Here is a 13830-nt window from a genome sequence, read left to right on the forward strand (position 1 = left end):
GATTTCAACATTACGACCTTAGGCGTATGCCGCGGTCTGACGGGTGGAAGAATGCGAATCGATGAGCGGCATCGGAGAGCCTTTTTCGCACTTTTGGATTCATTAGCCTGGACACAGAAAATCTCATCCATGGCTGAAATCGCCAATGCGATGACTACGCCGGGCGTGTGAGTAGTTTAAATATAGCGATGAAGTAGTGGCATAAAGAATAGCGGTACATTAATTCAAGTTTAAAAATGTTCGATAACGTGTTGTATTCCCAATACAAAGCAAAAAAAATGCAAGGCTTTCGCCTTGCATTGTTAGATCGCGTCTGACCTAATCCACTTGCGTGGTGGCTGCGTATTACCGCGCCAAAGGTCACATCCTCCCAAGACTTTGACCGCGCTGGAAAGCAGAATTATTCTTACTTTCTCATTATGATTAAAAAAATAGCGGACTGCCTTCGAAATGTCACGAAAAATATTCGATACAGTCATTTTTTGCTTACAAATCTGGCAGCGTAACAAAACTGTCACAAATTCGAGGCGTCTCATTTGTGGGTTGCGGGTTCCCAACCAGTCGTTAAGCCGCTAAGAAACATTGCTGCGCCGTGGATTCCCAAGGGTTTTGTGACGAGCGCAGCGACACTTTCAATGGCGCGTAATCCTTTGCGGAAATCAGCAAAGATTTTTGGGTTATACGCTAACTTTGCACTTGGTTTTGCCTGATTCTTCAAGCATTCAGGCTGTGTTTCAATTTGGTGATCTCAATGCGGCTTTCCCGTTATTTTCTGCCTATCCTGAAAGAGAATCCTAAAGAGGCGGAAATCGTCTCGCACCGGCTGATGCTGCGTGCCGGCCTGATCCGTCAGGAATCGGCCGGCATCTATGCCTGGCTGCCGGCAGGGCTGCGTATTCTCAACAAGGTGTCCAATATCATCCGCGAGGAGCAGAATCGTTCCGGCGCGATTGAATTGCTGATGCCGACGATCCAGTCCGCCGATCTGTGGCGTGAAAGCGGCCGTTACGACGCCTATGGCGACGAGATGTTGCGCATCAAGGACCGCGGTGATCGCGAGATGCTGTATGGTCCGACCAATGAGGAAATGATCACCGAGATTTTCCGGGCTTATGTGAAGTCTTACAAGGACCTGCCGCTCAATCTTTATCACATCCAGTGGAAGTTCCGCGATGAGCGCCGCCCGCGTTTCGGTGTTATGCGCTCGCGCGAATTCCTGATGAAGGATGCCTATTCCTTCGATCTCGATTTCGAGGGCGCGAAGGCTGCCTATAACCGCATGTTCGTTGCATATCTCAGGACATTCTCGCGACTTGGTATCAAGGTCATTCCGATGCGTGCCGATACGGGTCCCATCGGCGGTGAACTCAGCCATGAATTCATCATTCTGGCCGAGACAGGCGAGAGTCAGGTCTATTGTGACCGTGCCTATCTCGATCTGCCGGTGCCGGGTGCCGATACCAATTTTGATGATAATGCGCAGATTGCCGATATCGTGACGCAGTGGACGACGCCCTATGCGGCGACGGACGAAATGCATGATGAAGCGGCATGGGGCAAAGTTGGTTCGTCCGATCAGCTGGCCGCGCGCGGCATCGAAGTTGGCCACATCTTCCACTTCGGCACCAAATATTCCGAGCCGATGGGCGCCAAGGTCAGCGGACCCRATGGCAAGGATCATATGGTCTCGATGGGGTCCTACGGTATCGGTCCATCGCGCGTTGTCGCGGCGATCGTCGAAGCATCGCATGACGAGAACGGCATCATCTGGCCGAAGGCGGTTGCGCCGTTCGGAGCCGGTATCGTCAACATGAAGCCGGGTGATGAAGCCTGCGATGCGGTTTCCGCCAAGCTCTACGAAGCTTTGACCAATGCCGGTCTTGAGCCCTTGCTCGATGATACGGAAGACCGACCCGGTGCGAAATTCGCCAAGATGGACCTGATCGGCCTGCCCACGCAGGTGATTGTCGGTCCGCGCGGTGTTGCTGCGGGCGAAGTCGAGATAAAAGATCGCGCGACGGGTGAACGTGAAACCCTGAGCATTGAAGCTGCAATCAACAAGCTTGCAGGCCCCGCTGACATTCAGGCTGGAACTCTATGACTGAACCGGCCGTCACTGCTGTCCAACCGGGTCCAAAACCGTTCTCTGCCTATGAACGGATGATTGCATGGCGCTATCTGCGCGCCCGGCGCAAGGAAACGTTTATTTCGGTGATCGCCGGTTTCTCCTTCACCGGCATCATGCTTGGCGTGGCGACGCTCATTATCGTCATGGCTGTCATGAATGGCTTCCGCAGCGAGTTGCTGACACGCATTCTCGGCATTAACGGCCATGTCATCATGCAGCCAATGGATCGGCCGCTTGATGATTATGATAATCTTATCAAGCGCATCGATACGGTGCCGGGTGTTTCCTTCGCCATTCCTGTCATTGAAGGACAGGTGTTGGGGCAGGGCAATGTCGGGCAGGGCACCGGCACACTGGTGCGCGGCCTGCGTGAAGAGGATATCAACAAGCTTCAGCTCGTCGCCAAGAATGTCAAACAGGGCACCTTTGCCAATTTCGACAAGGCGGGCGGCGTGGCTATCGGCACGCGCATGGCGGAAAATCTGGGATTGGGCATTGGCGACAAACTCACATTGATGTCGCTGGATGGTGATGTGACCCCGCTCGGCGTTTCGCCGCGGGTCAAATCCTATCCGGTAGTGGCGATTTTCCAGATTGGCATGTCTGAATATGACGCGTCCATCGCGCTTATGCCGCTGGACGAGGCGCAGCTTTATTTCAATCAGGAAGGCAAGGTTCAATCCATCGAGATTTTTGCCAACAACCCTGACAATGTTGACGCATTGAAAAAACCCATTGAGGATGCGGCGGCACGGCCGCTTATGCTCACGGATTGGCGCCAGCGCAACGTGACCTTCTTCTCGGCGCTTCAGGTCGAACGCAACGTTATGTTTATGATCCTGACCCTGATTGTGCTTGTTGCGGCGCTGAACATCATTTCCGGCCTGATCATGCTGGTGAAGGATAAGGGCCGCGATATTGCGATTCTCAGAACCATGGGCGCAACGCGAAACTCGGTCATGCGCATCTTCCTGATGACAGGAGCAGCGATTGGCGTCACCGGTACGATTGCCGGTGTGGCGCTTGGCGTTCTTGTTTGCCTGAATGTGGAGCGGATCAGACAGTTTTTCTCGTGGTTATCAGGTACGACCCTGTTCAACCCTGAACTTTATTTCCTCAGCACATTGCCCGCCAAGATGGATTTCAACGAGACCTTCACCGTTATTCTGATGGCGCTTGTCCTGTCGTTTCTGGCAACGCTGTTCCCCGCATGGCGCGCAGCCAAGCTCGATCCTGTTGAAGCTTTGAGGTACGAATAATGTCAGCCGGGCCTATTCTTCAGCTGACCAATGTCGGCCGCCGGTACAATGAAATTGACCGGGAACTCGTCATTCTTGACGATGCGAGTTTCTCGCTTGGGCGAGGCGAGATGGTGGCGCTTGTCGCTCCGTCAGGTGCCGGTAAGTCGACGCTGCTACACACGGCGGGCCTTTTGGAGCGGCCTGACAATGGCGACGTGATTCTGGATGGGCGCGCCTGTGGCTCGCTCTCCGATGAAGAGCGCACGGCGATCCGCCGCAATGATATCGGTTTCGTCTATCAGTTCCACCATCTGTTGCCGGAATTCTCGGCGCTTGAAAACGTGATGATGCCGCAGATGATCCGGGGCATGAAACCACGCGTGGCTTCCGAACGCGCGCAGCAATTGCTCGATTATATGAAAGTCGGCGCGCGCGCCTCGCACCGCCCGTCGGAACTCTCAGGCGGTGAGCAGCAGCGTGTGGCTATCGCCCGCGCCGTGGCCAATGCACCGCTTGTGCTTCTGGCTGACGAACCAACAGGCAATCTTGATCCGGTAACGGCGTCCTACGTCTTCGAGGCGCTGGAAGCACTGGTGCGCCAGTCCGGCCTGTCGGCAATGATTGCCACACACAATCACGAACTTGCCCTGCGTATGGATCGCCGGGTAACGCTCCAGGACGGCAAGATCACCACCGTCTCCTGATCCGGGAACAAGGGATGCGAAGCAAATTCGCATCCCGTTTACCGCGTGCCATCAATCCCATCCAGCTTCGTTTTACCCTCTGTTAAGAAATCGACAACCATAGCACCAATGGTTGCTTTAGCGTGCTTGACTTTGGAACAAAAATAGAACAAAACATATACATAGAGCAAACGAAGAAGGGTTTTTCCGATGAGCGAACTTTTCCAGGATGTCATGTCATTCGTTACAGTCAGCCTGTTTGTTGCGACATTCGCAATGTGGGTGAGTGTTATCTGAAGGGATCGGAACCGTGATGACGACTGAAATCGTCAGTCATTTCGTTCCAGTCAGTTATATCTGGTTCCACCGGCGAATGACCGGCTCCGTCAGATCATGCTCATAGCCGAGCACGCTGATACTGGCGGTATCCAGAACGAAGAGCGAGCCGCCCTCTGGCGGCAAGCCAAGCCAGCGTGCCGCAAGGACGCGCAGGAAATGCGAACTTGAGAAGATGAGAATTCTGCTGTTCGCGTTGCGGATCTCAGCGATGATCCTGTCTGCACGGGCACCGACATCGAATGCCAGTTCACCTTTGGGGCACCCGTCGCGAAAAAGCTGCCAGCCGGGGCGTTCAGCCAGAATCTCCTTGGTGGTGACACCTTCATAGGAACCATAATCCCATTCGGCCAGATCATCCTTGATGAGACGGGCGGAGCCATAACCGGCGAGGGCGCAGGTATTCGATGCGCGCTGCGACGGGCTCGACCATACGGCATCGAAGGCGTGGCCCTGCAGGCGATTCGTGAGTTGGCGCGCTGCCTCTTCGCCCGCTGCTGTCAGCGGTATGTCGGTTCGGCCCGTATGTTTGCCGGAAAGACTCCATTCGGTTTGACCATGCCGAACCAGATAGATTTCAGGAAATGCGTTGCTCATCCATTGGGCCTTTCGTGTGCAAATGCCGGTTGTTCACAGTCGCACGATCTGGCGGCCAAAGTATAGGTGGACACCCCAGAGCCATTGCCAGAGAATGGCCAAATGGTGAATCAGCGCATTCATCGGGAATCTTTTGGAGATGCAGGAATTGGCAGACGGACAGCGTAACCCGAACGAAGGCAATGCGGAAAAGCAGGCGCTTCGTTTTGTTCATCTGCGCGTGCATTCTGCCTATTCGCTGCTCGAAGGGGCGCTGCAGGTCGCCAAGGTTATTGATCTGGCCGTTGCCAACAAAGCGCCAGCCATTGCCATCACCGACACCAACAATCTGTTCGGCGCGCTTGAATTTGCCCAGAAGGGCTCCAAATCCGGACTGCAGCCGATCATCGGTTGCCAGCTTGATATTGCTTTTCATGATCAGGCCGAGGAGAGCCGCAGCGCCAACCGGCGTGAAGCGCTTGGTCTTGCGCCGCTTGTTCTCTTGGCCGCGACGGAAGCGGGCTATGCCAATCTCGTCAGGCTCGTCAGCCGCGCCTATCTGGAAACGCCTGCGGGCGATCCTGTCCATGTTGCCGCCGCATGGCTGCCTGAGGTGTCCGATGGCATCATTGTGCTTTCGGGTGGGCCTGAAGGTCCTATCGCCAAGGCGATCAAGGATGAGCGCATTGACCGCGCGCGTCAGCGGCTGATTCATCTGCGTTCCATCTATGGCGACCGCCTCTATGTAGAATTGCAGCGCCATCGCGGCTATGACCGTGCCTTGGAAGCAACCCATATTGATCTGGCATATGAGCTGGAGTTGCCGCTCGTTGCCACCAATGACGTGTTCTTTTCCAAGAGCGCGGATTATGAGGCGCATGATGCGCTGCTCGCCATTGCCGCCGGATCGCTGCTCTCGATTGATGATCGACGCCGCCTGACGCCGGATCATTATCTGAAGACCGAAGACGAGATGATCGCGCTGTTTGCCGATCTTCCGGAAGCACTGGAAAATACCGTCGAGATCGCGTTGCGCTGCTCCTATTATCCAAAAAGCCGTGCACCGATCCTGCCGCGGTTTACCGGGGTAAGCGATGACCCGGAAGCCGCGCTACAGGAAGAAGCCGATGAGTTGGCACGTCAGGCGCGTCAAGGTCTGGCGAGCCGTATCGAAACACTCGGCCTTGCCGATGGCCATACACCGCAGGAATATGCGGAGCGGCTAGAATACGAGATTTCGATCATCACCCGGATGAAATATCCGGGTTATTTCCTCATCGTTTCTGACTTTATCAAATGGGCGAAAGCCCATGATATTCCTGTGGGTCCGGGTCGTGGTTCGGGTGCAGGCTCGCTCGTTGCCTATGCGCTGACTATCACCGACGTTGACCCTCTGCGCTTCTCCCTGCTGTTCGAACGCTTCCTCAATCCGGACCGCGTGTCGATGCCGGACTTTGACATCGATTTCTGTCAGGAACGCCGCGACGAGGTGATCCGCTATGTTCAGGCCAAGTATGGCCGGGATCAGGTGGCGCAGATTATCACCTTCGGAACACTGCAGGCGCGCGCTGTGCTGCGCGACGTCGGCCGTGTGCTTGAAATGCCCTATGGGCAGGTGGATCGCCTGACCAAGATGGTTCCGGCCAACCCGGCCAATCCGGTAACGCTGGCGAAAGCCATCGAGGATGAACCGCGTCTGCGCGAGGAACGTGACAAGGAGCCGGTGGTCGAGCGCTTGCTCGATATCGCGCTGAAGCTTGAAGGGCTTTACCGCCACGCATCGACCCATGCCGCCGGTATCGTTATTGGTGATCGTCCGCTCTCCGAACTCGTGCCGATGTACCGCGATCCGCGCTCCGACATGCCGGTCACGCAGTTCAACATGAAGATGGTGGAAGAGGCGGGTCTGGTCAAATTCGACTTTCTCGGCCTCAAAACCCTCACCGTGCTGCAAACGGCCGTCAATCTGGTCAAGCGGCGCGGCATTGCCGTCGATATTTCCAATCTGCCGCTTGATGACAAGCTGAGTTACGAAATGCTGTCGCGCGGCGAGACGGTCGGCGTGTTTCAGGTGGAAAGTACCGGTATGCGCAAGGCGCTGATCGGCATGAAGCCTGACCGGATTGAAGACATTATCGCGCTCGTTGCGCTTTATCGTCCGGGTCCGATGGAGAACATTCCGACCTATAATGCGCGCAAGAATGGCGATGAGGAGATGGCCTCGATCCATCCCAAGATCGACCATCTCGTCAAGGAAACCCAGGGCGTCATCATCTATCAGGAACAGGTGATGCAGATCGCGCAGGAAATGTCCGGCTATACGCTGGGTGAAGCCGATCTTCTGCGCCGCGCCATGGGTAAGAAAATTCGCGCCGAAATGGACAAGCAGCGCGAGCGCTTTGTTGATGGTGCGGTGGAACGCGGTGTTACCAAACCACAGGCGAATTTCATTTTCGACCTGCTCGCCAAATTCGCCGATTACGGTTTCAACAAATCGCATGCCGCCGCCTATGCGATCGTCTCGTTCCAGACAGCCTATATGAAGGCGCATTATCCTGTTGAGTTCCTCGCATCGTCCATGACCTATGACATGGCCAATACCGACAAGCTCAATGATTTCAGGCGCGAGGCGCTGCGCCTCGGCATCGAAGTGGTCACGCCATCGGTCAACACCTCGTTCCGCCTCTTCGAAGTGGGTGATAACCGCATTTTCTATTCGCTGGCCGCCATCAAGGGCGTCGGTGAGGCGGCTGTCGATCACATCGTCGAAAAACGGGGTGATAAGCCCTATGCCAGTCTTGAAGATTTCTGCGAGAGAATTGACCCGCGTGTGGTCAATCGCCGTGTTTTTGAAAGCCTGATCAATGCCGGGGCGTTTGATTGCTTTGGCCGCGAACGGCCCGCACTCATCGCCGGTCTCGACCGTATTATCGGCCATGCCCAGCGCACACAGGAAGACAGTGTCAGCGGGCAGGCGGATATTTTTGGCGGCATGGCCGCCGGTGGTTCGCAGGGCTTGCAGCTCCCCAATGCAGCGCCATGGTTGTCGGCGGAAAAACTGCGGCGTGAATTTGAGGCCGCTGGTTTCTACCTTTCGGCCCATCCGCTGGATGAATATCGCCCGATTCTCGAAAAGATGCGGGTGCAGAGCTGGGCCGAATTCTCCGCTGCCGTTAAACGCGGCGCCAATGCCGGGCGTCTGGCTGGAACCATCACCGCCAAGCAGGAACGCAAGACCAAAACCGGCAACAAGATGGGCATCATCCAGTTCTCCGATGCCTCCGGCCAGTTTGAAGCCGTGCTGTTCTCCGAGGCGCTGGCGCAATATCGCGATCTACTGGAGCCCGGACGTTCCGTTGTGGTGACTGTTGGTGCCGAAGACCGACCCGAGGGCATCAGCCTGCGCATCCAGACGGCCCAATCGCTCGAGGACGAGGCGACGCGTATGCAGAAGGCCTTGCGGCTCTATATGCGCTCCAGCGAACCCCTCAGCGCAATCACCCCCTATCTCGCCCCACAAAATGACGGTCAGATCGTCAGCCTGATCCTGATCAAGGAAAACGGTGCGAGCGAAGTAGAAATAGAGCTACCCAACCGCTATCGCGTCGGCCCGCAAGTTGCCAGCGCGATGAAGGCGATACCCGGCGTGGTCGATGTGGAGATGGTGTAGCGTTTTGACGTTGCAATGACGTTGTGTGGTTTGTGGTGCGTGGTTCGACACAACAACCATGAGGCCCTTCGACAGGCTCAGGATGAGGGGAGCTTTATTCTGCAATTCTTTTGATCTGCAATCTTTGCGATTAACCTTGCATCCTCACTCTCCCTCATGGTTCACCCCCCTCTGTCCTGTCGGACATCTCCCCACAAGGGGGGAGATCAGCCTTCAATACCACCTTGCACAATTTGAACCGTTTCCCGTTGTGCAAAGGCGTTTATGCCAATGTGATCTCCCCCCTTGTGGGGGAGATGTCCGACAGGACAGAGGGGGGTGAACACCCAATGCCACTCACTTACGCCTGAAAAACAATCCATAAATATCAGAAAAACCTAATCTATTTCATCCGGCACTGGCCTTGATCTCTGTCTGATCTTGCCAAACGTATACCCCGTCTCGACGGCATTATTGCCGAATTTCCCGCGCAATTTATCAATGGCTGTTTCCGCAACGGCGCGCTTGGTCGCCTGCACATCAACAAGATCATGCGGATCGGCGCGGCCATCATCGCCAAGATCAGTTACACCGATGCCGATGAGGCGAAACCGTGTGCCGTCGATCTCCTTTTCCAGCAATGCCAGCCCGGTGCGGAAAATCCGGTCGGCGAGTTGTGTGGGATCAGCCAACTGCCGGTTGCGGGTTTTCAGCTTGAAATCGCTGGATTTGAGCTTGAGAACCACGGTCCTGCCGGCAATATCGGCTGCCTTCAGGCGGCGTGAAACCTTCTCGGCGAGCGAGCGCAGAATGGGAACCAGATCGTCAAGCGTACCGATATCCTCGTTGAAGGTTGTCTCAGCCGAAACGCTCTTGGATTCGCCGTCCGGTTCCACCCGGCGCGTGTCAATGCCGCGCGAGAGTTGATAAAGGCGCTGACCCATAGTGCCATAGGCGCGCATCAGCGCGCCAAGCTCCATGGTTTGCAACTGACCGATGGTGCGAATCCCGTCCTTCTCCAGCGTGGCGGCAAACACTTTGCCAACACCCCAGATCATAGTGACCGACTTGTCGTAGAGAAAACGTGGTGTTTCCTCCTCGCCGATGATGGAAAACCCGCGCGGTTTGTCAAAGTCCGAGGCGATCTTTGCCAGAAACTTGCAGTAGGAGAGGCCGACAGAAACGGACAGGCCCATTTCCTTTTCCACCCGATTGGAAAACTGTGCCATGACCCGTACAGGCGGATCATGATGCAGGCGCTGCGTGCCTGTCAGATCAAGAAACGCCTCGTCAATGGATAGCGGCTCAACCTGCGGGGTCAGATCGCGCATCATCTGGCGGATTTCCCGCCCGACACGCACATATTTTTCCATGTTGGGGCTGATAACCACCGCATGCGGACAGGCTCCCAGTGCTTTAAACATCGGCATGGCCGATTTTACGCCGTGAATGCGGGCGATATAGCAGGCGGTAGAGACCACGCCGCGTTTGCCGCCACCGATGATCAAAGGCTTGTCACGCAGATCAGGATTGTCGCGTTTTTCCACCGAAGCGTAGAACGCATCACAATCCACATGGGCGATTGAAAGCTTGTAGAGTTCCGGGTGGCGCAAGAGGCGCGGGCTGCCGCATTGCTGGCACCGGCGCCCGGCCGACGCTTGCGCGGTCAGACAGTCGCGGCAAAATCCAAATTCGGGATCGTTAAGGGTTGCCATGATACCAGGAACATAAATAGAACATGCCGAACGTACCGAAGTGGCAGGCGTCTTGCAAGCCGTTTACGCCTCAATACACATCCTGGCGTCCGCCCGGCAACAGCCGCAACGCTTCCTGAAACAGGGCAGGGTCCGTTTGCGTCGCCTCGCAATAGCGCATCAGGGTTGGTTCGTGCGCCAGATAGAATTGCAGCACGCCAGCGAGGAAACCGGGTTCCTGTGCCGCCTCACGAATCTGCTCGGCGGTAATGCCCGTGAGCGCCAGAAAGCGCGGCAGCAGATCCGTATCCCCGGCCAGAAAGACCAGGGAATTGATCGCCAGATCCTGCGCGCTGTCGAGGTTCATCTGTTGTTTCATGGGTCTTGTCTGCTCCGTAATGTGTGCTCAACGGGGCACCCCCAGCGAACAATATTGCCAATTGAAGCCATTCAGGCCGGTTGTCGCAGGTCAAATGCGCACGCGCCAATTGAATCTGATCAAAATAACATGTTCAATAAAGCCTTGGTTAAACATGATCCGCAGCATTTTTGATTGGCATGAAGAGTTTCCTTTTCATCAATCAAAACTCGCTATCAAATGCATCCATTCAATGATGCTGCAGTGGGAGCCTTGTCAATACGGCAATTCCACACAACGCACGATCTATGGGAAGTGGCCAATGGTGAAGAAAGTTATGATCGTCGAGGACAATGAGCTGAATATGAAGCTCTTCCGCGACCTTATCGAAGCCAGCGGCTATGAAACCATCCGGACGCGCAATGGCCTTGAAGCGCTTGATCTGGCGCGCGAACACCGCCCTGATCTGATTCTCATGGATATCCAGCTGCCTGAAGTCTCGGGACTTGAGGTGACCAAATGGCTGAAAGCCGATGATGACCTGCATGTTATCCCGGTTATTGCCGTCACTGCCTTTGCCATGAAGGGTGATGAGGAACGCATCCGGCAGGGCGGCTGCGAAGCCTATATATCCAAGCCGATCTCAGTGCCGAAATTCATAGAAACCATCAAATCCTACCTTGGCGACGTTTGACCCGTCAGTTTTACCGGAGAAGTGAAATATGACGGCCCGCATTCTTGTCGTAGATGATGTTCCAGCCAATGTGAAGCTGCTCGAAGCGCGGCTGAGCGCGGAATATTATGAAGTTGTCACCGCCACCAATGGCTATGAGGCGCTGGAGTTTTGCGAAAACAACAGCGTTGATGTCATCCTGCTTGATGTGATGATGCCGGGGATGGACGGATTCGAAGTCTGCCGCCGGCTGAAATCCCAGCCTCACACGGCGCATATTCCGGTTATTCTGGTGACGGCGCTCGATCAGGACATGGATCGCATCACCGGCCTGAATTTTGGCGCTGATGATTTTCTGACCAAGCCGGTCAATGATCTCCAACTGCTTGCGCGGGTTAAAAGCCTTGTGCGCCTGAAGAACCTCACGGATGAATTGCGGTTGCGCGTGGCGACAACCCGTGATGTCGGGCTTGAATCGATCCTGCGTTTTCCGAGCGGGATCGAAACTCTTGGGCGGGATGCGCGGGTTTTGCTGATCGATGAACGCCCGGCCAGCGCCGAGCGGATCAGGACTGTCCTGTCGCCGGAATGCGTGGTTGATGTCCAGACCGACCCGCAGACCGGTTTCTTTGATGCCATTCAGGGCAATCATGATTGCCTGATCATTGCATCGAGTTTTGCCGCGCATGATCCCTTGCGGATTTGCGCGCAGTTGCGCTCGCTCGACAATACCCGGTCCATGCCGATTATCCTTGTTGCCGATCCGGGCGAGGAGCCGAAAGTCCGGCGTGCGCTGGAGCTTGGCGTTAATGATTATGTGGTCCGGCCGTTGAATTCGAACGAATTGCTGGCGCGTTTGCGCACCCAGTTGCGGCGCAAGGCCTATCATGATGGCCTGCGCGCCAGCGTGGTGAAAACCTACGAAATGGCCGTCACCGATAGCCTGACCGGTCTGCACAACCGGCTTTATCTCGAAACACACCTTGCGACATTGTTCAAGCGTGCCGTCGACCGCCGCCGTCCGCTGTCGATCCTGATGACCGATATTGATCGCTTCAAGCTCATCAATGATACGCACGGGCATGATGGCGGCGATGAAGTGCTGCGTGAATTTGCCCGCCGCCTGCGGCGTAATGTGCGCGGCAGCGATCTTGCCAGCCGTTATGGCGGCGAGGAGTTTTTTATTGTCATGCCCGATACGGACCTGACCATGGCGGCTATCGTGGCCGAGCGAATCCGCCGCGAGGTGGCCTCGACGCCATTCTTTGTTGATGACGGTATCACCAGCGTACCGGTAACCATCAGCATCGGTATTGCCAGCGTGCAGTCAAAGGATGACACGGTACAGAACATGCTCAAGCGTGCCGACGAGGCGCTTTACGGCGCTAAAGCGTCGGGGCGGAACAAGGTCGTCTCCGCCGCTGCCTAGTGGCGTTTCCTTCCAAAGAGATATCTCCGCCTGATCAAACCGGGCCTGATTCTTTGGATCGATATCCCGTGCGTAGGAGAGAGGCCGCGAATCGGCGCGCCGATTACAGAACCAGAAATATCCCGGAAAACAAAAATGCCGCCCGAAGGCGGCATTTTGATCATACGGGAAAAGCCAAGATTACTTGATCTTGGTTTCCTTGAATTCAACGTGCTTGCGTGCGACCGGGTCGTACTTACGGAAAGACATCTTTTCCGTCTTCGTACGGCTGTTCTTGCTCGTTACATAGAAGAAACCGGTGTCAGCGGTCGACAGAAGCTTGATCTTGATGTTCGCAGCCTTAGCCATTTTCAGTTTACCTGTTTTAATTAGAAGAGGACCGCCGTTCAGTCCAACAACGTGGCTATAAGCGGAAATTCAGGCGGACACATACCAACACCCGCCAAAAAGTCAAGCCTAGAGCCACTATAATCTAAGCTTTGAAGTGCAATCCCGGTGATATCCGCGACAATCCGTGTTTGCTGGGCGCTGTTTCTTATACTGGCAGCGGCGGGCTACGCAAGCAGCCTGCCGCTATTGTCATTGTCCGCGATCAGAACCTTGTTGTCACATTGGCCTTGACGGCATTGTCGCGGGTTTGTTGCGAGAACTGGCCGGTATAGCTGAGGCCAAGCGTGGTTGCCTTGCCGATACCGAAGTCCAGCCCGGCCTCGACGAGGGCTGTATCTGATGCGATGGGCAATCCATGGACCGGAAAAGCCTGACCACCACTGGCAAAGGCCAATGAGGCTTCCGGTGTGGTATCGCCAAAGGCATGCCGCCAACCCGCCATGCCATGAGCGGTGAGGACGCTCGCCTCGCTCAAGGCAAAGCGATGCGAGGCCCTGAGACCAAGGGTTGTGGTGGTGAGGTCAGTTGTATCAGATTGACCTGACAGGGCAGTCTTGCCACCTGTCTCGGTAAAGCCATCGGTTTTCAGATGCGTATAGGCRGCTGCGGCAAAGGGTTCGAGGGCGGCATAGGTCGTATCGATCCGGTAGGCGGCTTCACCGAACAGCTGCAC

General features: G+C 55.5%; 11 protein-coding genes. 6 read left to right on the forward strand and 5 right to left on the reverse strand.

Going from position 1 to position 13830, the window contains the following annotated elements:
• Positions 1-751: 751 nt before the first annotated feature.
• The 3 genes from proS to AB4Y96_RS14740 are packed head-to-tail and all read left to right on the forward strand — an operon-like array spanning position 752 to position 4073.
• Entirely contained in the window at positions 752-2101 is a 1350-nt protein-coding gene (proS, locus tag AB4Y96_RS14730; protein ID WP_441918233.1) for a proline--tRNA ligase, read from the forward strand.
• Complete coding sequence (locus AB4Y96_RS14735; RefSeq protein WP_091883748.1) at positions 2098-3387, forward strand: lipoprotein-releasing ABC transporter permease subunit; 1290 nt, start codon at positions 2098-2100, stop codon at positions 3385-3387. Before proS ends, AB4Y96_RS14735 begins: the two co-directional genes overlap by 4 nt.
• The gene (locus AB4Y96_RS14740) at positions 3387-4073 is read left to right on the forward strand and encodes an ABC transporter ATP-binding protein (RefSeq protein WP_091883747.1); all 687 of its coding nucleotides are present in this window, start codon (positions 3387-3389) and stop codon (positions 4071-4073) included. The genes AB4Y96_RS14735 and AB4Y96_RS14740 overlap by 1 nt, the downstream gene beginning before the upstream one ends.
• A 330-nt stretch (positions 4074-4403) precedes the next feature.
• Here AB4Y96_RS14740 and AB4Y96_RS14745 read toward each other — a convergent pair whose 3' ends face one another.
• Positions 4404-4985 (reverse strand): histidine phosphatase family protein, encoded by a 582-nt coding sequence (locus AB4Y96_RS14745; protein ID WP_091883745.1) that lies wholly within the window; start codon positions 4983-4985, stop codon positions 4404-4406.
• 139 nt (positions 4986-5124) lie between these two features.
• Between AB4Y96_RS14745 and dnaE the strand changes: the two genes are divergently transcribed.
• Positions 5125-8634, forward strand: coding sequence for a DNA polymerase III subunit alpha (dnaE, locus tag AB4Y96_RS14750; RefSeq protein ID WP_441918234.1), 3510 nt, complete (start codon positions 5125-5127; stop codon positions 8632-8634).
• A 377-nt stretch (positions 8635-9011) separates the two neighbouring features.
• On the opposite strand, the gene AB4Y96_RS14755 is transcribed toward dnaE, so the two are convergent.
• Both AB4Y96_RS14755 and AB4Y96_RS14760 read right to left on the reverse strand, forming a co-directional pair.
• A complete protein-coding gene (locus AB4Y96_RS14755; RefSeq protein ID WP_441918235.1) occupies positions 9012-10328 on the reverse strand; it encodes a DNA polymerase IV in 1317 nt (438 codons plus the stop codon).
• A gap of 70 nt (positions 10329-10398) precedes the next feature.
• On the reverse strand, positions 10399-10686 hold the full coding sequence (locus AB4Y96_RS14760; protein ID WP_441918236.1) for a DUF3572 domain-containing protein: 288 nt from the start codon (positions 10684-10686) through the stop codon (positions 10399-10401).
• 301 nt (positions 10687-10987) lie between these two features.
• Between AB4Y96_RS14760 and AB4Y96_RS14765 the strand changes: the two genes are divergently transcribed.
• Both AB4Y96_RS14765 and AB4Y96_RS14770 read left to right on the forward strand, forming a co-directional pair.
• Positions 10988-11359 (forward strand): response regulator, encoded by a 372-nt coding sequence (locus AB4Y96_RS14765; RefSeq protein ID WP_091884087.1) that lies wholly within the window; start codon positions 10988-10990, stop codon positions 11357-11359.
• Between the two features lie 28 nt (positions 11360-11387).
• Positions 11388-12767: a PleD family two-component system response regulator gene (locus AB4Y96_RS14770; protein ID WP_441918237.1), complete on the forward strand. Its 1380-nt coding sequence runs from the start codon at positions 11388-11390 to the stop codon at positions 12765-12767.
• Positions 12768-12947: 180 nt separating this feature from the next.
• Here AB4Y96_RS14770 and rpmG read toward each other — a convergent pair whose 3' ends face one another.
• Both rpmG and AB4Y96_RS14780 read right to left on the reverse strand, forming a co-directional pair.
• Positions 12948-13115 (reverse strand): 50S ribosomal protein L33, encoded by a 168-nt coding sequence (rpmG, locus tag AB4Y96_RS14775; RefSeq protein WP_008122896.1) that lies wholly within the window; start codon positions 13113-13115, stop codon positions 12948-12950.
• 244 nt (positions 13116-13359) lie between these two features.
• The coding region (locus AB4Y96_RS14780; protein WP_441918238.1) for an autotransporter outer membrane beta-barrel domain-containing protein at positions 13360-13830 on the reverse strand (471 nt) is incomplete at its 5' end.

Source organism: Phyllobacterium sp. TAF24, from assembly GCF_052113785.1.
Lineage (GTDB): Bacteria > Pseudomonadota > Alphaproteobacteria > Rhizobiales > Rhizobiaceae > Phyllobacterium.

What these genes read in the sequence shown, in the direction of transcription:
- AB4Y96_RS14735 (WP_091883748.1), top strand. Translation starts at nt 2,098, where the DNA reads ATGACTGAACCGGCCGTCACTGCTGTCCAACCGGGTCCAAAACCGTTC.
- AB4Y96_RS14740 (WP_091883747.1), top strand. Translation starts at nt 3,387, where the DNA reads ATGTCAGCCGGGCCTATTCTTCAGCTGACCAATGTCGGCCGCCGGTAC.
- AB4Y96_RS14745 (WP_091883745.1), bottom strand. Translation starts at nt 4,985, where the DNA reads ATGAGCAACGCATTTCCTGAAATCTATCTGGTTCGGCATGGTCAAACC.
- dnaE (WP_441918234.1), top strand. Translation starts at nt 5,125, where the DNA reads ATGCAGGAATTGGCAGACGGACAGCGTAACCCGAACGAAGGCAATGCG.
- AB4Y96_RS14755 (WP_441918235.1), bottom strand. Translation starts at nt 10,328, where the DNA reads ATGGCAACCCTTAACGATCCCGAATTTGGATTTTGCCGCGACTGTCTG.
- AB4Y96_RS14760 (WP_441918236.1), bottom strand. Translation starts at nt 10,686, where the DNA reads ATGAAACAACAGATGAACCTCGACAGCGCGCAGGATCTGGCGATCAAT.
- AB4Y96_RS14765 (WP_091884087.1), top strand. Translation starts at nt 10,988, where the DNA reads ATGGTGAAGAAAGTTATGATCGTCGAGGACAATGAGCTGAATATGAAG.
- AB4Y96_RS14770 (WP_441918237.1), top strand. Translation starts at nt 11,388, where the DNA reads ATGACGGCCCGCATTCTTGTCGTAGATGATGTTCCAGCCAATGTGAAG.
- rpmG (WP_008122896.1), bottom strand. Translation starts at nt 13,115, where the DNA reads ATGGCTAAGGCTGCGAACATCAAGATCAAGCTTCTGTCGACCGCTGAC.